Origin of the sequence: Enterococcus sp. DIV0236, from assembly GCF_050558525.1 — a bacterium.
In the GTDB taxonomy this organism is placed as follows: domain Bacteria; phylum Bacillota; class Bacilli; order Lactobacillales; family Enterococcaceae; genus Enterococcus; species Enterococcus faecalis.
The window spans coordinates 1,275,003-1,292,837 of record NZ_CP187891.1 but is presented as its reverse complement, the minus strand read 5'-3'; the positions used below and the strand labels follow the sequence as shown (position 1 = coordinate 1,292,837).

Genomic DNA, 17,835 nt, shown 5'->3' with positions numbered 1-17,835 from the left:
GATTCCCTCCTTGAGAATTTCAATCCTTACTAGTTTACCTAATCAAACCTTAAAGTGCAAGAAAAGTTTTAGTTTCTGCTGATTTTCTAACCAATTCAAGAAAAAATGAGTTTGACATAGCCGATCTGTTTACGGCTATGTCAAACTCATAAATTTCAAGAAAGTAACGGGTTATTCCTCTTCTTTCGCATCAGATAAAGCGTCACCTAAAATATCGCCCATGGTAAAGCCAGTATTTTCTTCAGGCAATTCATATTCCTGTTCTTCTTTTGGTTCTTCTTGAGACTCAGGTTTTGGTTCTAACGCTTTGATACTTAAAGCAATACGATGTTCCTCTGGATTAACTTCTAAAACTTTCACTTGTACTTGATCCCCTTCATGAAGGACTTCATGAGGCGTTGCAATGTGCTTGTGAGAAATTTGAGAAATATGCACTAATCCTTCCACACCAGGGAAAACTTCCACAAAGGCACCGAAGCTTGTTAGGCGTTTTACTGTGCCATCTAAAACAGTCCCAGCGGCTGCTTTTGTTTCGATATCTGTCCATGGTCCAGGCAATGTTTCTTTAATAGATAAAGAAATACGTCCTTCTTCTGGATTAATTGAAAGAATTTTTACTTGAACGTCTTCGCCAACAGTTAACGCATCACTTGGTTTGCCCACATGCTGATGAGCAATTTCAGAAACATGAACTAAACCATCCACGCCACCTAAATCAATGAATGCGCCGAAATCCGTTAAACGAGCTACTTTCCCTTCAACAACGTCTCCGTCATGTAAAGAAGAAAGTAATTCTTCTTTTTTCGATTCTTTTTCAGCTTCAACAACTGCTTTATGTGAAAGAATTAAGCGGTTTTCTGAAGGTTCGATTTCAATAATTTTAAATGCTAGTGTTTGACCTTTATATTCAGAAAAATCTGCAACAAAATGATCTTCAACCATTGAGGCAGGAACAAATCCGCGAACACCAACATCAACAACCAAACCACCTTTAACAACATTTGTAACAGGTGCTTCGATTACTTTGCCCGCTTGGAAATCTTGTTCAATTTCTTCCCAAACTTTTTTAGCATCTAAACGGCGTTTTGACAGTAAATAACTGCCGTTTTCTTTATCTTTGCCAATTGATGTGATAACAACTAAATCTAACACATCACCGACTTTCACAAGTTCGTGTACATCTTCAACTGGTAAAGTCGATAATTCCTTTGCAGGAACAACGCCTTCAACGCCCGCTCCTTCAATGCCGACAACAACTTGTTTGTCTTCAATGGCTAAAACTTCGCCTTTAACAATATCGCCAACACTGACTTCTTGAACGCTGTTCATCGCATCTTCCATTGTTTCGTTGTTTGCTACTTGTTTGTCTTCAAAATCTGTCATGCCTCTTATCCTCCTATGCCAACAAAAATTCCAAAACTTAGCTATATATACTTACATAGTACGAGATTTTTGTAAAAAAATAAAGCGATTTCTTCTATTTTTCTTAAAATTCTTTAAAAAAGTTCAAAACCTTTTTGTTTAATCACATTTTGTATGGCGGCGACGACTTCTTCAATCGTCAACCCTGTTGTATCGATTTTCACAGCATCACTTGCTTGGACAAGGGGTGATACTTCTCTGGTTGAATCTAAATAATCCCGACGTTCAATCTCCGCCTTCAAGGTTTCAAAATCCGTCTCAATCCCTTTTTCTTGATTTTCTTTAAAACGACGTTCTGCACGTTCTTCAACGCTAGCCACCAAGAATATCTTTACTTCGGCCTTTGGTAAAACTGCAGTACCAATATCTCGACCATCCATGACAACTCCGCCGGCTTGACCAATTTTCTGTTGTAACGCCACCATTTCTTCTCTAACTTTTGCATGTTTTGAAACAGCTGAAACAGCATTCGTTACATCTGGCTGGCGAATCGCTTCGGTCACTTCATGACCGTCGATAAAAACACGTTGGCCATTCTCTGCTTGCTGAAAAGAAATAGTGTGGTTGACACAAAGCGCTACTAATGGCTCTTCCGCTTGAATGTCGATTTGATTTTGCAAGGCCAGATACGTAATCGCTCGGTACATGGCACCCGTGTCACAATACACATAATTCAATTGTTTTGCTAAAATTTTTGCAACTGTACTTTTTCCTGACGAAGCTGGTCCGTCAATAGCAATACTGATTTTTCCCATGAAAAAACTCCTTAACTGATATGCATCCTTTAAAATGCGCTTCTTCTTTTATATTAAAATCAGAAGAAAAGAACTTGGATTTAAACTGATGACGAGTTTCTAACGAAAAAGCAATAAGCCGAAATCCCTCGAAAGACGCAAAACATCTTTCGGAAATTTCTGCTTATTGGCATTCTCATGTAATCATCCGTCGCGGTTTAGCCCTTGAAAGTGCTGTCCAAACCTCTTTTTCTGGATTATTTAATACGTAATGGTTGTCCCGGATAAAACACAGATGTATCAATCCCAGGATTTAACGCTAAAATTTGTTCTAATGTCATTCCGTTACGTTCGGCAACTTGACGTGCCCCTTCGCCACTTTGAACGGTATCATAAACAGGTTGTTGGTTCTGCGCTTGTTGCTGTTGTTGATTTTGAGCTTCTTGTTGTTGTTGCTGCTCTTGTTGTTGCTGTTGCTGTTGTTGTGCTTGTTGGTCCTGTTGTTGCTGTGCAGCAGCATCAGAACTTGAAGGTGTTGTATTTTCAGCTGGTTGGCTGCTTGCTGGTTCTGAGCTTTCCACTGATTTTGACGTACTTTCTTTTTTCTTCTCTTTTGATGATGATTGGACTAATGAAGAAGATGGCTGGCTATTTTTGCTAGCACTTTCGTTCGGTTTCTTGTCTTGCATCATCCATAAGAAAGTCCCAATTGGAATGGCAATAATTAATAATAGCAAAATAACTAAAACAGTTAGAAATAATGAATTTCCTCGTTGCTGTTGGCGTTTTGCTAAACGAGAACCACCACCATTTTGATCAGGTTCATAAATTGATTGTTCCCATGGCTCACGAGCTTGGTTTTTCTTTTTGTCCTTTTTACTCACTGCTAATTTCCTCCTAAACTTCTCTCGCTTGTTATTATATCATAGCTTTTGCCAACTGCCGACTAAAAAAATGAATTAATCACGTTCTTTAAATAATTTTAGAAATTTAGAACGCCAATCTTCTTCATTTTGATTGCTGGTCTTGTTCGATTTTACTATTGAATCTTGGTAAATGTCAAAGAATAACGCACAATTATCACAACAAGTTTCCGGTGATTGTTTGACAATCGGTTCTTGAAAATAAGTTTGAATCAACGTTCTTCGACAGGTTGTGGTTTCAATATACGTCAGCATCCCTCTTAATTGCGCTTGACGATCTTTTTCTTTCTCCTCTAAACGATGCTCTAGCTCTTCAAAAGAATAATCCTTGGCTAAATAGCCTTGAACCCATTTTTGTTGTAACTCGGTGGCATTTTCTAACAAACCTGCTTGTTCTTCTCCTTCAATCAGCGATTTTAAGGTCGCTCGATTCGCTCTTGTCTCTTCTAAGAAAAACCGATGAATAAATTCATCCCCTTTTTTATACAATAATAGCGCCCAACTTTTTTGACCATCACGTCCAGCTCGCCCGATTTCCTGTAGGTAATTTTCTAAGCTATCAGGCAAATCAAAATGAATCACTCCACGAACATCAGGTTTGTCGATTCCCATCCCAAAAGCATTCGTTGCACAAAGAATATCGATTTGATTATCAATAAATTGTTCTTGCAAGCGACTACGTTCACTAGCCTCCAAGCCCCCATGATAATAGGCTACCTTAAAACTGGTTTTTGCCTGAATAAGTTGACTGATTTGTTCTGTTTTGTTGCGCGTGGCGCAATAGATAATGATTTTACCAGCCGTTTTAGATAAGTAATCTAGTAATACTTCTTCTTTTTCTGACGTTTCCTTCACGAACAAGCCAATATTTTTTCGATTCACTGAAGAAAGAACTTCTTGATAGCTACCATGAGAAAATAATTGTTTTATAATTGCGTGCTGTACAACGGGTGTCGCTGTGGCAGTTAACGCCAAGGTCAAAGGAAAGTCTAGCTGTTTTTGGACCAGATCTAATTTACTATATTCAGGGCGAAAATCGACGCCCCACTGATAAACACAATGGGCTTCATCCACCACAAATAATGCAATTTTTTGGCGTTGTAACACACTAAGTACTTCTTGCTGCAAAAGCATTTCTGGGCTTAAAAACAGATAATCGTATTGGAACATTTTCGCTAAAATATAACGCTTTTCTGAATACTGTAACGTACTGTTTAAGGCAACCGCACCTTTAATTCCTTGTCTTTGTAATTGACGCACCTGATCTTCCATTAACGAAAGTAAGGGAGAAACAATTACCGTTAGTCCCTCTAACTTCTGACCCACAAATTGATAACACAATGATTTGCCAGTGCCTGTTGGCAAAACAGCCAATGTATTCATACCGTCAAGTAAGTTTGTAATCACTTCTTTTTGACCAGGCTTAAACGCTGCATAACCAAATCGAGTGAATAATTCTTGTTCTAATGTCAACAACACTCACTCCTTTTTTTGCCAAATTTGTTGGATTTGATATAAGCGGAAATCTAAATAAGAAAGCGTCTCTTCTTGCGCTCGCCAATCCCGATACACCCACAACCGCGGATCTTGTTCTATTTGAGCCAATTTTTGGAGCATTGCCTCCTTTTCAAGATAAACAGACGCCTGCAGCTGCCCTTGAATAGCCAACTCTAATAGATGATCATGAATGGTACTCAGTTTTATTTTTCGCTGCTCAGCAATTTCTTGAAGTGTCTTACCTTCCGTTAACAATCGTTGGGTTTCTTGCATACTTTGGTTTAGATTTTTTTCTAGATACGGCCATACAAGCGTTTGTAAAGCAGGATAGTTTCCTCCGTACATTATCAACTGCAGTAAATGATGAACCGCTTGCGTATGCCATAAACGCTGTTCAAGAGCTGTCTTATGGCTTGTTAATTGCTGAGGAACTTTGCCAGTTTGCTGATAACCAGAAAGTTGCGCAACCAAATAGTCGCTTTCTGCTTCAGGTAGTAACTCAAACCCTCGCAACAGTTCTTCTTTGATTGATTGAACGCGCTGCTCTTTCTTGTCTTTTTGTAACCATCGTTTCAAATATAGTTGCGGAATCGGTGTTGATAAAAGTGGAATATACTGTTTTTCCTCAAATGATAAATACGAAGTCACTTGCACGGCAAATTGAATGAGTTGCCAACTTTCTCGATCACTTCTGCCAAAACGATAAAGATCAATTGCAGGATAATCCAGCAACGAAAAATGGTGCTCCTTTAAAAATAGTTGCCCTTCTTTTGTTAGTTGAATCTCATTTGTCTCTTTGTGATACTGAATTTGTTTCGCCTTCGAAAGTTTTTCAAGAAATTGAAAAAAGGCTTGTTCGGAAATCGTTGGCCACCAGCCAATGAACCGTAAACAATCATATAAAAAACCATAAATCAAAACAGAACTAGTCCGTTTGCCTTTTAAAAGATGATACAAAGTTGATGCACGTACCTTGTATTCATGAGATAATAACGCTAAAATAAAAGTTGCTTCCATAGTAAACCTCTTTTAGATAGGATGTGTCACTGTTTATGCAATCACGTTTAGTTCCTGAAAAATGTATTGCTTGTGGACTTTGTCAAGTTTATGCGCCCAATATATTTGATTATGATGATCATGGGATTGTCCTTTTTAAAGACGAGCCGCATGCTCGACAACAATTTATTCCAGAAAACGAACGCGAGAATGTGTTAAAAGCGTACCGCAAATGTCCCACGCGTGCAATAGAAATAAGCAAAAATGAGTGCTAAATAATTTAGCACTCATTTTTGCTTAGAGTATTTTTTCGAGCCAAGCAAGTGTTTGTTCATCTATCGAAACAAACTGTAATTGTCCTTCTTTTAGCGGTTCTTTGACTAGATGAATTTGATCATTTAGGCCATTGATCCATTCATAACGAAGACCATTTTCTTTTGCTTTAGAATTTTTAGCTTCTAAATAATAATTGACATGGTAATTTTCTTTACCATCCAATTGTAGTGTATTAATGGTTACTTCAAAATCTGGTGAAACATCGGTCGATTTCTTTTCACGTAATCGTTCAAGTGCTTCTATAAAAGAAGGAAATTGAGGATTATTTTCCCCACCAACGAGATATTTTTTAGCAAATTCTGTACTATCCGTATGACTTTTCACTTGTTTGGCAAATGCTTGATAAAAGGTTTCTAGCGCTTTGCGGGCATCATAGTCGCTAGCTAACGGAAAATTCAATTGTAGCGTTGGATTATCGGAGAGCGCTTCGACAAAATCATTTTCACCAATCGTTTCTTTTGATGTTTGAATTTCTTCTCCATTAATCGTCTTTTTAAGTTGAATCGTCATCCCTTTGGACCAGAACAAAGGGCCAATCGTTTTGCTTCCATTCGTTAGCGTACCAACTTTCCGATCATTAATATAAATATCTGCGTCTGGCAGATTGCTCTCCACAACAAAATTCATTCGTTTAAAATCTAAAGGAATACTAGAAATATAATTTTCCTCTTCTAATAAACGATACTCTTCTGTGATAACAGGTTCGCCGGTGCTATCTTTCACTGTGGCTGTAAAGGTATATTGTCCTGGTGCTAAGGGTCCCAATTCCTTTTGATAAGTGGTTGAGTCGGAAGTGCCCACTTCCCGCCCGTTCATTGCCAGCGTCACACCGCGCTGATTCGTCGTTAACTGAACAGAAACAGGTGTTAAAATGAATTGATAACGGTGAAAGAAAAATGCTGTTTGACTTGTTTCACGAATAGTTAAACCATGTAGCTTTTTATCCTTTAATAGCGCTTTTTCTAATTTTTTTAGCTCAGTTGGATTTTTTTGATAATAAGTGATTAAAGGCTTAATGCTTTGCGGATTCACTTGAAATTCAGACTCGTTCGTCCTCATTTTTTTACTTAATTCTTGGGCATCACCATTCTCAATCGCTTCAATAAAATGAGAAATTTGTTGTTCCTTAGAAAAATAATGCGTCCCGAGAAAATAGCTACCCGCTCCAAGAACGATGAACACAAAAAGAAACACCCAGATCCAGCTTCTTTTTGATCTGAGAGGAGTAGATTCGTTCCCTTTATTCATTGATGGTTGTGCTTGGTTTTCCTCTTGATGCATTGATTCATTCATTAGCGGAGCGCCGCATTCTTCACAAAAGGACTCCGTATCACGATTCACGTGACGACAATTTTTACACTTTTTCACTCAGGAAAACTCCTCTTTCTTTGATGATTTCTATCATACCAAGGGAAAGTTAAAATTACAATGCAGATGGTTTAGTATTTTTTAACAGAATGATGACAGATTATGACAACCTCTTTTCTTTTAGGCGTAAATTTTAAAAACCCACTGTCAAACATTGTTCAACAGCAGGTTTTTTATCATTTATTTTGTTAACGGTGTTTTTTTCTGAATAGTATGTTGTTTTTTTGATAGCCATGGCAATAACTTCGCATGTAGTACTAGAAAAACACCACTGACTAAGAGGCCTTTAATAAGGTTGAATGGCACAATACCAATCGCCACATAGCTTGCTAAAGATGTTCCTAAAAATTGTTGTGTGGTCACACCATATAATTGTAAGTAAATGGGTGTAATGACAAAATAATTCGCAATACTCATGAAAATTGTCAAGGCTAAGATCCCACTTACTAAGCCCACTATCCGATTTGTACGGATATTTTTCTTTTTACCAAAGAAATAAAAAATTGGCAAGGTGAAGATACTACTTGCTAAAAAGCTAGCGAAATCTCCCACCATATTTTGCGGTGCTAGTCCGGTTAAGAACAGGTGTAGCAACGAACGAACAAAAGCAGTAATTACTCCTGCTAACGGTCCGTACAAGAACATTCCGAGTAGAATCGGAATATCACTAAAATCGATTTTCAAAAAACTAAACGCCGGCATAATCGGAAATGCCACAAATTGTAATACTGTACCGATTGCAGCCAACATTGCAATGCTGACCATTTTTTGTACCTTGTTGTTCATCTGAAATCCTCCAATTAAGGACCCATCTTCAACGAACTTTTTGATTCGCTTCTTTGTCATACAAAAAAACCCTATTTTTCTGCAGGGAAAAATAGAGTAGGATTATCTGATGAAAAAGCGTCTCAAATAAGCCCTATCTTCTTTATCCAGACTATACTGTCGGTATTGGAATTACACCAATTCAATCGTTAAAAACGAGTCGTGGACTATAACCACCGGTCGGGAATTACACCCTGCCCCTGAAGACGAACCTTGTATTATATTTTTTTACTTACTTAGTGTAACCGATTTGAACAATGAATGCAACTAACTAAGCTTTTTTATTAAACTTCATTGATTGTTTCGTTTCTCAAAAAAAAACAATCCCTCCGCCATAAGCGCGAAGAGATCGAGTCATTTTATCTTATTTAGCTTGATTTAATAATTGACTGATTTCTTTTTTAGTTAAATCACGATATTGCCCTGGTCGCAAACCTTGTAAGGTCAACTCACCGTAACGTTCACGTTTTAATTTTTGAACAGGGAAACCAACAGCTTGAAACATTTTCTTCACTTGATGATTACGTCCTTCATGAATCGTTAATTCCACGACACTGCTACCTGTTTTAATATCCGCTGAAAGAATTTGAAAATTGGCTGGTGCTGTGCGTTTGCCATCAATGCGAATGCCTTTGGCTAATGGCAATAGATCCCGTTTAGTTGGTACACCTTTAATTTTTGCTACGTAGACTTTATCTACTTCATGTTTAGGATGGGTTAATTTTTGTGAAAAACTTCCATCATTCGTTAAAAGTAACAACCCAGAAGTATCATAATCCAGACGACCGACTGGATAAATTCGCTCAGTAACATCTGTAAAATAATCCGTTACTACTTTACGGCCTTTATCGTCAGACACCGCAGAAATAACCCCTCTTGGTTTATAGAATAAATAATAACCATATTCTTCTTGATAAATTGGTACACCATCAACCTCAACAGTATCTTGTTTACTTACTTGCGTTCCTAATTCTTTGACCACTTGGCCATTGACTTTTACGCGGCCTTTGACAATTAATTCCTCTGCTTTGCGACGCGAAGTCACCCCAGCATGAGCAATTGCTTTTTGTAATCTTTCCATTGTTTAAGCTTCCTCGCCTTCTGTTGTTTCAGACATTGGGTTCGTTTCTTGATAACGATCAAAAAATAGATCCATTGGTAGTTCTTCTTCTAATTCATCTTCCATTTGTTGGATATCTGGTAATTCATCTAAGCTTTTCAACCCAAAGTAATCCATAAAATACTTCGTTGTGCCATACAAAATTGCTCTACCAGGACCATCTACGCGGCCTTTTTCTTCTATCAACTGACGGGCAACTAACTTTTGGATAGAGCCAGAAGTCTGTACGCCACGAATTTCATCAATTTCAATACGCGAAATTGGTTGCTTATAAGCAATAATGGATAATGTTTCTAGCGCCGCTTGTGATAAGGCGTTCGACATAGGCGATTGCGCATATTTTTTTAGTAATGAGGCATATTTTTTCTTCGTTGTTAAGACAAAATGATTGCCGACTTCTAAAATATTTAACGCCGATTTATTGTCAGAAGCATAATGTTCTTTCAATTTCGTTAATTCTTCATAGGTTTTTGCTGTTGACTTCTCTAATAAGTACGCCAGCTCTTCCAAGCCAATTCCTTCTTCGCCAACCACAAATAAAATTGCTTCAATTTGACTAACTAATGTCACTGTGTTTCCTCCACCTCTGTTGTATCTTCCTGCTGGGTTTCTGTATTAAATAACAAAATTTCACTATAATTATTTTCTTGTTCAGCATAAATCACGCCCGTTTTCATTAATTCTAAAAGAGCCATGAATGTTGTCACAATTTCTTGTTTGGAATAAGAATCGAAGAAAGAATCAAACGACACTGCCTTCCCTTTCTGTACTTGACGCATACGCTCTGAAATAGCGGTGATTTTTTCTTCGATGGAAACATCGTCACTAGCAACAGTTGTTTCAACAGGCTGGCGATTTTTTTTCTTTTCTAACATGGCGTGAAAGGCTAGAAATAAATCAATTGTATTGATTTGATTAGGCGGTAGTGTTGTATCTTCCTCTTTATAATCATCCATATCCATTGGTTCTTTTGTATAATAGAGTTTACGTTCTTCTTCTTTTTCATGTAAAACAGTCGCTGCATATTTAAATTTCCGATACTCCAATAACTGAGCTACTAAAGCTTCCCGTGGGTCTTCCTCTTCAAAAAAATCTTCATCATCAATGATTTCAAGCTCTTGTTTTGGAAGCAACATCTGACTTTTAATAGCCATTAAGGTGGCAGCCATGACTAGATATTCTCCAGCGACTTCTAACTCTAAGGTTTGCATCGCATGAATATAAGACATGTATTGTTCAGTTACTGCTGTAATGGGAATGTCATAGATATCGATTTCTAATTTTTGAATTAAATGTAGTAGAAGATCCAGTGGTCCTTCAAAGACATCTAGTTTTAAATTAATTTCTTGCAAAAACGACACCTACTTTCTTTTCTCGACTTCCTAGTTTACCATAAATTTATTCGTTTGTGGGCATTCTCGCAAATTAAGCCCGAGGAAAATGTTCCTTATAAACATCTGCCATTCGTTGTTTGGTAATATGTGTATAAATTTGTGTCGTGGAGATATCTGCATGTCCTAATAATTCTTGCACGATTCTAAGGTCTGCGCCATTTTCCAACAAATGTGTCGCAAAGCTATGCCGTAATGTATGCGGCGTAATATTTTTCTCTATCCGGGCTTCTCGGACAATCTGTTTTAAATTTTTCCAAATGCCCTGTCTAGATAACGGTTCGCCATGATGATTAACGAACAGGTGTGTTTCATTCGGATGGTTTTTAATCAATTGAGGTCTGGCTTCGTTCATATAGCGCTCAATCCATTGAATCGCATAATCGCCTAAAGGAATAATTCGTTCTTTGTCCCCTTTTCCGATTGTTTGCAATAAACCAATGGATAAATGCAGATCCCCTAATTTTATTTCAATTAGTTCACTAACTCGCAGGCCCGTTGCATACATCACTTCTAAAATAGCACGATTCCGCATACCTAGTGGTTTACTTGTATCAGGCGTTTCAATTAATCGAGTCACTTCGTCAACAGATAATGTACTTGGCAATTTTTGAACTTTCTTGGGGGAGTCAATATGTTGCATCGGATTATGTTCGCTTAAGCGTTCTTGACGTAAAAATTGATGAAATCCTCTCAAACTAGAAATCATCCGAATCACACTTGCTGAAGCTTGCTGTTCTTCGTGAAGGGATTGCAAAAATTCTGTAATCATGTAACGGTCAACTTCGTCCCAAGAATGCAGGCCTTGTTCTTGTAAAAAGGCTACGTATTTTTTTAAATCTCGTTCGTAACTCCGTCGTGTGTTATTTGATAAGCCCCGCTCTATTTGTAAATAGTGTAAATAATCGACTAATTGTTCTTCCATTATCCTTCCCTCATTTCTAGTACTATCCTATCAGATTATGCCCTAGATTGCATGGGTAAATTCCAACTTATTAAAAAAAATCAACTGACAACAAAAGACTTGTTCACTAAGTCGTTAACTTAAGAACAAGTCTTTTGTTGTTGCTACTATTAGTAAAGAATAAATTTGTTATTATATATATTTATCTAGAAAAGCAGCTACTGTTTCCTTATATTTTTCTGGGTTTTTATTATAAGCTTTCGCATGCTCTGCTCCAGGCACGACATATTTCTCTTTAGGTCCTTGGGTTGCATTATAAACTTCGTCTAACATACTAAACGGCACAAACGTATCATTTTCACCATGAATAAAGAGCATTGGTAAATGATTCTTTTGCAATTGCTTAACAGCACTTGCTTCCCCAAAGAAATAGCCAGCTCTAAGTTTCGTAATCCCGCTAGTAACATTAACTAATGGGAAACTTGGTAAATTGAAAAGCTCTTTCAATTGATATTGCAACTCCTGATTGACTGTAGAATAGCCACAATCTTCCACAATGGCTTTCACGTTATCTGGTAATTTTTCCCCGCTCGTCATCATGACTGTAGCAGCACCCATACTGACACCGTATAAAGTGATTTGTTCTTGCTGACCATTTTCGGTTAAAACTTTCTCAATCCATTGGACATAATCTTTACGATCGGGCCAGCCGAACCCAATATAATCTCCTTGACTTTTCCCGTGACCACGCGCATCTGGCGCTAACACATTGTATCCCCAATCATGATACATTTTCGCAAAGACAGACATCGTTTCTGCCGAACCCATATAACCATGCGCCATAATAACGGTACGATTACTTTTTTTGTCGGCTGGTAAATAAATGGCCTTTAGACGTAGCCCATCTTCCGAAGTAATTGACCATTCTTGTCGATTTTTGTCATCTTTAAACCACGCGCCTTCAGGTGTCTGGACCACTTTTGACCCTGGGGTATTCTCAATTATAAAGTCTTTCTTTCCTGGAACTACTGCATAATTATAAAAATATAAGCCTGCCGCAATTAAACCAATTGCAATTACTACAATAAGCGCAATCAAAATTTTTAACCATCGATTCATCTACGTACTCCTTTTATTTAAACTGTATGATTCATTATAAGTTGTCGCCCTTTTTTTGACAACTACCATTCAAAGATTCAGCCATCTTTCTTTACCACTACAATGAGACAATTTTGTTGCGACAAAAAAAGCATAGCACAAAAATGTTACCTTTTACGCTATGCTCCACTTATCTATTTATAGGAAACTAAAAATTATTTATTTTCAATAAGTTTAAAACTTGACCATGGTTTCAAAAATTCTAATAAGAAACGTTCGTCATCAGAAATACGACCAACCACATTTACACGGCCATCATTTTTCATTTCTTTTAAAGCAATTTGTGTTTCCCCTTTGTATTGTCCATAGCCAACGTTGTCAATCAAGACATCGCCTCGAACAATATCTCTCGTTGTATGAGCTGGGAAAGGACGATCTTTATAGTAAACACGTGTCATTGTTGAACGCAAAACGTAATCAGAACGATCTCCACGATAACTGTGTAAGTTATCGAACAATGCAATTCTTTCATCTTCTGTGATTTCTGGTTCTGTATCCACTTTGATCGAAGGATACGGTGCATGAAAGGCTTCTGCCATTGCTGCTAATTCTGCTTCTGAGGCATAAGCATTTCCGACAGAAATATCATCAATTAATCCTGTTAAAACTAAATGCTTAACTTGCGTTGCAATTTCTAAATCGCGGTGGTCTTCCAAAGAACATAACCCATCTTGTGTCGGCCATGGTCCAAATGTAGCATCGTGTGAGTTCACAAACGCCATCGTATTTAAATTATATTTTCTAAATTTTTCTGAACAATAAACAAAATGCTCATAGCCTAAGCCTGTATAACGATGTGGATAGAAATTATGTGAGCCTAGTAAATTTTCTGTGTTTGGTGAGTAGGCCATAATATTATCTACATAACTTGTCCCTGAACTCATATTAATTTCAATTTTAATGCCATAAGGGTTTCTTGTCATATTCGCCTCTTCTTGCCCAGTAAAACCAAGATCTAAACGAATACCGTAAGCGCCCATATCATGGAAAAATGATAAATCATCATAAGAGATGCCTAATTGTTCGAACAATGCAGGATTAATATCGACCATCACTTCCATACCTAATTGGTTGGCGTAATCTACGACTTTTTTAAACTCTGCTAATACCTTTTCCCGATCATCATTGATTTGCAATAAACTAGTAAAGACACGCTTAAAGCCGTATTTATGAGCCAAATCCAAATATGCTTTGTCCTTTTCAAATGTTGAACGTTCTGGATAAATTGAAATACCTAATTTTCCCATGTGATTGCCTCCTAAATTGTAAAACATAATAATGTATCTGCTTACATTGTAACAAAAAAAACAAAAGTGGTCTACACCTTTCCTATAGGAAATCTTATAAAAATTCCACTGGTTTGTTATCTTCTCTTTTGTTATGATAAAAAAGAACCTAATTGTCAGTGTGAAAGGAAGAGGAAAACAGATGAAACATAAGAAAATGCTTGCTGTTGCTTCAGTTGCAGCATTCACCTTGCTTTTAGCAGGCTGTAACACAACCAATAATAAAGGCACGACCGCAACGAGTGATTCTGTCGCTAAATCCAGCGAAAGTAAAACAAAGGATTCGGTCGACTTAAATTCACTAGATTTACCACAACTAGATGACAAAGTTGCCGAAGATCAAGACTTAGTCCAAATGGTTACTTCAATGGGAAATATTGAAATCAAACTATTTCCTAAACAGGCTCCAAAAACTGTCGAGAACTTTATGAAACATGCCAAAGATGGCTATTATGATGGCTTGACTTTCCACCGCGTCATCAATAACTTTATGATCCAAGGTGGCGATCCTAGCGGTGATGGAACTGGCGGAAACAGCATCTGGAATAAACCATTTGAAGATGAATTTTCAAACCAGTTATATAACATTCGTGGCGCATTATCAATGGCGAATGCAGGACCTAATACTAACGGCAGTCAGTTCTTTATTGTCCAAAATACAGATGATCAATCTGATGGTCTTTTATATGATGATTATCCAAAAGCAATCATTGATGCTTACAAAAAAGGCGGCTATCCTTCTCTTGATAAAAAACATACTGTTTTCGGTCAAGTAACCAAAGGAATGGATATTGTCGATAAAATTGCCAAAGTCGAAGTTGGTGCCAACGATAAACCAAAAACTGATGTTAAAATTGAAAAAATCAATATTCTTCAAGAAGCAAAAAAATAACAAAAAGTCAGAACGTACGCTGAAGATACGTTCTGACTTTTTGTTATTTTTGAATCGCTTGTAATGCCTTTTCTGGTACTTGGTCTTGATTGACCTCTTCATACGTATTGATGTGGGCCCCTTTATTTGAGACTTTTAGATAATGATCTGTTTTTAATTCATGGTCCGCTGTGAAAGTTATTTCTCGCGTTTTGCCTTCCTCATCTGCGGCTACTTGCGTATAACTAGCAATTCCATAGCCATTAACGCTATCGGCTTTCTTTGTTTTAACATACACATTTCCTTCTTTAACCAATGGATTTAATTGATCTAACACACCAGCTAATTCGCCAGAGTTCTTCTCTGCGTAAAACTTGGCCCCAAATAAACCACCACCAATAACAATTGCTGTCACCACTAAAAATTTAATAAATTTCATCACATAAATCCTCCCGAGTAATTATTCTCTGTTACTTCTTCCAAAGTATAGCAAGTTTTAAACAATCCTTCCTCGGGCGCAACGACCAGTTTTTCCTCAGACTTATGTCGTATTTTTGTTATTTTGAATAAATAACAAAACACTACTCTTCTATCAATAATTGACTTAATAATTGAATTTCTTGATTCTTAGTTAAGTCAATTGTTTTCATTGTAACCGCTGTGGCTAAACCTAAATAGATTACCACCATTTTAGAAAATAATTCGACAAATTTTCCTTTGTCCATTTGTACATATTTTTTATCCAATAATAAACGCTCTTCAAAAAAAGCTTGAAGCATTTGCTGCAATTCTTCTTCATAACCATGTGCTTTCATAAATAACGCCGTATAGATTTTTTGATGTTTTTGGGCAAATAATATAAAGTTCAGACCCAATGCAATCACTGGGTCTGAGGCACCGACATCTGCTTTATAAAATAATTGCATACGATGAAATAACGATTTAATTAAGGTTCGCTTTAAATCGTCCATGTTGACAAATTCTAAATAAATTGGCTGCGTAGAAATCCCCATAGTATCTGCAATATTTCTAGCAGTTAAATTAGAAAAACCTTTATCTACTAAAATTTTTTCAGCTACGTTTAAGATTTTTTCCTTTGTATATACCTTCGTTCTAACCATTTTCATACCCCTTTTCTCTTTTAGTTAACAATAACTTTATTATGTTCACACAAAAGAAAACCATTTTCATTATATATATAATATTTTACACTTTTTTATGCGTTTCTTTTCTCAAAATTTTCTATACATTTCAAAAAAATTGAGAATTTTCATCACCTATAAACAAATAGGTCCAGAACAAAAGGTCATCACCTTTTGTTCTGGACACTAAACGGCTACACTCTTTATTCTTCTATTTGTTTGCCTTGTTCTTTGGCAAGCTCATTTTTATCATAAGCTACAAAGAACGGATAGTAAATCAAGATGGCCACTAGAATTAAAACAATATTCAAAACAGCAGCACGCCAATCGCCGCCTGTCGCCATAAAGGCGCCAATTGGTCCTGGTAAGGTCCAAGGAGCGGTAAAGACAACTTCACTTACTAAACCTAATTTTGTGGCAAACCAAGCAATCGTTGCTAAAACCATTGGTGCAAAGATAAAAGGAATCATTAAAATCGGATTTAAGACAATCGGTACACCGAAAATAACTGGCTCATTAATATTAAAAATAGACGGTGCTAAAATAGCTTTTCCTAGTTTTGAACCATATTCTGATTTTGCCCGAAAGGCTAATAATATAGCTAAACCAATTGTGGCTCCAGCACCACCAATCCAAATAAACCATTGGTAAAAAGGTTCTGCCGCAATCCGAGGTAATGCTTCGCCAGCTGCTTTAGCAGTCGTGTTTTCCTCTAATAGTTGTAGCCATAGAGGACGCGCCAACGATCCTACGATTGAAGCGCCGTGAATCCCAAAGAACCAGAAAAATGTGGTTAAAAAGACCAACAGCAAGACACTCAATAAAGAGTCCGCTGCTTGAACTAGTGGTCCTACTAAGTTCCCTACAAATGTGTGCCAATCAAAGCCTAAATAATAAGTGATTGAACCAATCAATAACATGACAATTAACGTCGGAGTCAACGATTCAAATGAACGAGCAACAGCAGGTGGAACGTTATCAGGCATTGTAATTTTGAACTTAGACTTATCTGTTACTCGATAGATTTCGACAGCAATAATTGACGTCACAATCCCGACAAACATCCCTGCACCACCCAAATTAGCCATTGGTAAAACAAACCCAGAAACGCCAGCTGCTTTACTGGCTTCTTCAGGAATCGCTACAGGTACTAATGTTAATAAAAAAGCAATCGTAGCCAAAATCCCTCCAGAGACTTGATCAAGATTATATGATTTCGCTAAACTAGCGCCAATGCCAAAAGTCGCATATAACGCCATAATGTACATTGTCATTCGGTAAGGCAATAAGATTGTAGCAGCATTACTTGTTAAAAATTGAGTAATGCCCCAAGATTCTGGTAACGGCGGAAACGCAATAATTAGAAAAAAAGAACCGACAATAATTAAAGGTAATGTCGCAATAATCCCATCCCGCACCGCACGTAAATGGCGCTGATTGGCAATTTTAGCCATTGGTCCAGCTAGATGATTTTCAATCCAAACAGTCAGTTTATCTAACATAAATAACACTCTCCTCTGTTTTTCTCTTAAAAAATAACTCCTTTAATCAGCCATAAATAAGAGATAAGCTCTAATAAAATAAGAGAAATTAAAAACAACCAAATAAAACGCTTACAAAAACCTGTTTTCGTTTCAATAAAATAATGACTATACGCTAACGCAAAAGCAATCCCAACAGGCAAAAAAATCATGGCACCAATATTAAACGGCAGACTGAAAGTCCATAATAAAACACTCGGCAACAGGACACCACATAAGAGCCCCATACTAAAAAGAAAACCGGCACTTTTAACTGAAAACTTAGGAACCATTGCTTGATTGTTTTCCATTTCAATTTCGCTCCTTTCGTTTGTTATTTTG

19 protein-coding genes and 1 riboswitch are annotated in these 17,835 nt (G+C 37.1%); of the genes, 2 read left to right on the top strand and 17 right to left on the bottom strand.

Going from position 1 to position 17,835, the window contains the following annotated elements; all coding sequences use genetic code 11:
- Positions 1–171: 171 nt before the first annotated feature.
- From rpsA to IGK27_RS06325, 5 genes are all read right to left on the bottom strand, one after another.
- Positions 172–1,383, bottom strand: coding sequence for a 30S ribosomal protein S1 (gene rpsA, locus IGK27_RS06345; RefSeq protein WP_002360341.1), 1,212 nt, complete (start codon positions 1,381–1,383; stop codon positions 172–174).
- Between the two features lie 113 nt (positions 1,384–1,496).
- Positions 1,497–2,177, bottom strand: coding sequence for a (d)CMP kinase (cmk, locus tag IGK27_RS06340; RefSeq protein ID WP_002357612.1), 681 nt, complete (start codon positions 2,175–2,177; stop codon positions 1,497–1,499).
- A 236-nt stretch (positions 2,178–2,413) separates the two neighbouring features.
- On the bottom strand, positions 2,414–3,040 hold the full coding sequence (locus IGK27_RS06335) for a LysM peptidoglycan-binding domain-containing protein (protein ID WP_002360346.1): 627 nt from the start codon (positions 3,038–3,040) through the stop codon (positions 2,414–2,416).
- 75 nt (positions 3,041–3,115) lie between these two features.
- Positions 3,116–4,558 carry a RecQ family ATP-dependent DNA helicase gene (locus tag IGK27_RS06330; protein ID WP_016618860.1) on the bottom strand — a complete coding sequence of 481 codons (1,443 nt, stop codon included), beginning with the start codon at positions 4,556–4,558 and terminating at the stop codon, positions 3,116–3,118.
- Entirely contained in the window at positions 4,559–5,593 is a 1,035-nt protein-coding gene (locus IGK27_RS06325) for a helix-turn-helix domain-containing protein (protein ID WP_033626389.1), read from the bottom strand. It lies immediately after the preceding gene.
- 35 nt (positions 5,594–5,628) lie between these two features.
- Here IGK27_RS06325 and IGK27_RS06320 point away from each other — a divergent pair, with 35 nt between their 5' ends.
- Positions 5,629–5,847: a ferredoxin gene (locus IGK27_RS06320; RefSeq protein ID WP_002357617.1), complete on the top strand. Its 219-nt coding sequence runs from the start codon at positions 5,629–5,631 to the stop codon at positions 5,845–5,847.
- Positions 5,848–5,869: 22 nt separating this feature from the next.
- Here the strand turns inward: IGK27_RS06320 and IGK27_RS06315 are convergent, their stop codons facing one another.
- The 8 genes from IGK27_RS06315 to IGK27_RS06280 all read right to left on the bottom strand — a co-directional run bounded on the left by IGK27_RS06315 (position 5,870) and on the right by IGK27_RS06280 (position 13,921).
- Positions 5,870–7,201, bottom strand: coding sequence for a zinc ribbon domain-containing protein (locus IGK27_RS06315; RefSeq protein ID WP_002398998.1), 1,332 nt, complete (start codon positions 7,199–7,201; stop codon positions 5,870–5,872).
- A 255-nt stretch (positions 7,202–7,456) separates the two neighbouring features.
- Positions 7,457–8,122, bottom strand: a complete 666-nt coding sequence (locus tag IGK27_RS06310) for an ECF transporter S component (protein WP_002382314.1) — start codon at positions 8,120–8,122, stop codon at positions 7,457–7,459.
- 71 nt (positions 8,123–8,193) lie between these two features.
- Positions 8,194–8,313, bottom strand: a riboswitch (FMN riboswitch).
- A gap of 152 nt (positions 8,314–8,465) precedes the next feature.
- The gene (locus IGK27_RS06305; protein ID WP_002357624.1) at positions 8,466–9,182 is read right to left on the bottom strand and encodes a pseudouridine synthase; all 717 of its coding nucleotides are present in this window, start codon (positions 9,180–9,182) and stop codon (positions 8,466–8,468) included.
- A 3-nt stretch (positions 9,183–9,185) separates the two neighbouring features.
- Positions 9,186–9,791 carry an SMC-Scp complex subunit ScpB gene (scpB, locus tag IGK27_RS06300; protein ID WP_002357625.1) on the bottom strand — a complete coding sequence of 202 codons (606 nt, stop codon included), beginning with the start codon at positions 9,789–9,791 and terminating at the stop codon, positions 9,186–9,188.
- Entirely contained in the window at positions 9,788–10,582 is a 795-nt protein-coding gene (locus tag IGK27_RS06295; RefSeq protein WP_002390627.1) for a segregation/condensation protein A, read from the bottom strand. Before IGK27_RS06295 ends, scpB begins: the two co-directional genes overlap by 4 nt.
- Before the next feature lie 64 nt (positions 10,583–10,646).
- Positions 10,647–11,537 carry a site-specific tyrosine recombinase XerD gene (xerD, locus tag IGK27_RS06290; RefSeq protein ID WP_002357627.1) on the bottom strand — a complete coding sequence of 297 codons (891 nt, stop codon included), beginning with the start codon at positions 11,535–11,537 and terminating at the stop codon, positions 10,647–10,649.
- A 171-nt stretch (positions 11,538–11,708) separates the two neighbouring features.
- On the bottom strand, positions 11,709–12,635 hold the full coding sequence (locus IGK27_RS06285; RefSeq protein WP_267589407.1) for an alpha/beta hydrolase: 927 nt from the start codon (positions 12,633–12,635) through the stop codon (positions 11,709–11,711).
- 194 nt (positions 12,636–12,829) lie between these two features.
- On the bottom strand, positions 12,830–13,921 hold the full coding sequence (locus IGK27_RS06280; RefSeq protein WP_002360357.1) for a DUF871 domain-containing protein: 1,092 nt from the start codon (positions 13,919–13,921) through the stop codon (positions 12,830–12,832).
- A 181-nt stretch (positions 13,922–14,102) separates the two neighbouring features.
- Here IGK27_RS06280 and IGK27_RS06275 point away from each other — a divergent pair, with 181 nt between their 5' ends.
- The gene (locus IGK27_RS06275; protein ID WP_002374887.1) at positions 14,103–14,852 is read left to right on the top strand and encodes a peptidylprolyl isomerase; all 750 of its coding nucleotides are present in this window, start codon (positions 14,103–14,105) and stop codon (positions 14,850–14,852) included.
- Between the two features lie 43 nt (positions 14,853–14,895).
- Here the strand turns inward: IGK27_RS06275 and IGK27_RS06270 are convergent, their stop codons facing one another.
- From IGK27_RS06270 to IGK27_RS06255, 4 genes are all read right to left on the bottom strand, one after another.
- On the bottom strand, positions 14,896–15,270 hold the full coding sequence (locus IGK27_RS06270) for a YxeA family protein (protein WP_002357632.1): 375 nt from the start codon (positions 15,268–15,270) through the stop codon (positions 14,896–14,898).
- A 142-nt stretch (positions 15,271–15,412) separates the two neighbouring features.
- Positions 15,413–15,958, bottom strand: coding sequence for a TetR/AcrR family transcriptional regulator (locus IGK27_RS06265; protein ID WP_033626391.1), 546 nt, complete (start codon positions 15,956–15,958; stop codon positions 15,413–15,415).
- A 218-nt stretch (positions 15,959–16,176) separates the two neighbouring features.
- Complete coding sequence (locus tag IGK27_RS06260) at positions 16,177–17,475, bottom strand: PTS sugar transporter subunit IIC (RefSeq protein ID WP_002363934.1); 1,299 nt, start codon at positions 17,473–17,475, stop codon at positions 16,177–16,179.
- A 26-nt stretch (positions 17,476–17,501) separates the two neighbouring features.
- Positions 17,502–17,804 (bottom strand): hypothetical protein, encoded by a 303-nt coding sequence (locus tag IGK27_RS06255; protein WP_002363933.1) that lies wholly within the window; start codon positions 17,802–17,804, stop codon positions 17,502–17,504.
- Positions 17,805–17,835 lie beyond the last annotated feature (31 nt).

Bases quoted from the DNA above. Each gene is read 5' to 3' on its own strand.
- IGK27_RS06310 (WP_002382314.1), bottom strand. From the start codon at position 8,122: ATGACAAAGAAGCGAATCAAAAAGTTCGTTGAAGATGGGTCCTTAATT.
- IGK27_RS06320 (WP_002357617.1), top strand. From the start codon at position 5,629: ATGCAATCACGTTTAGTTCCTGAAAAATGTATTGCTTGTGGACTTTGT.
- IGK27_RS06265 (WP_033626391.1), bottom strand. From the start codon at position 15,958: ATGAAAATGGTTAGAACGAAGGTATATACAAAGGAAAAAATCTTAAAC.
- IGK27_RS06270 (WP_002357632.1), bottom strand. From the start codon at position 15,270: ATGAAATTTATTAAATTTTTAGTGGTGACAGCAATTGTTATTGGTGGT.
- IGK27_RS06260 (WP_002363934.1), bottom strand. From the start codon at position 17,475: ATGTTAGATAAACTGACTGTTTGGATTGAAAATCATCTAGCTGGACCA.
- IGK27_RS06325 (WP_033626389.1), bottom strand. From the start codon at position 5,593: ATGGAAGCAACTTTTATTTTAGCGTTATTATCTCATGAATACAAGGTA.
- IGK27_RS06305 (WP_002357624.1), bottom strand. From the start codon at position 9,182: ATGGAAAGATTACAAAAAGCAATTGCTCATGCTGGGGTGACTTCGCGT.
- IGK27_RS06315 (WP_002398998.1), bottom strand. From the start codon at position 7,201: ATGAATGAATCAATGCATCAAGAGGAAAACCAAGCACAACCATCAATG.
- cmk (WP_002357612.1), bottom strand. From the start codon at position 2,177: ATGGGAAAAATCAGTATTGCTATTGACGGACCAGCTTCGTCAGGAAAA.
- rpsA (WP_002360341.1), bottom strand. From the start codon at position 1,383: ATGACAGATTTTGAAGACAAACAAGTAGCAAACAACGAAACAATGGAA.
- IGK27_RS06280 (WP_002360357.1), bottom strand. From the start codon at position 13,921: ATGGGAAAATTAGGTATTTCAATTTATCCAGAACGTTCAACATTTGAA.
- xerD (WP_002357627.1), bottom strand. From the start codon at position 11,537: ATGGAAGAACAATTAGTCGATTATTTACACTATTTACAAATAGAGCGG.
- IGK27_RS06275 (WP_002374887.1), top strand. From the start codon at position 14,103: ATGAAACATAAGAAAATGCTTGCTGTTGCTTCAGTTGCAGCATTCACC.
- IGK27_RS06255 (WP_002363933.1), bottom strand. From the start codon at position 17,804: ATGGAAAACAATCAAGCAATGGTTCCTAAGTTTTCAGTTAAAAGTGCC.
- IGK27_RS06285 (WP_267589407.1), bottom strand. From the start codon at position 12,635: ATGAATCGATGGTTAAAAATTTTGATTGCGCTTATTGTAGTAATTGCA.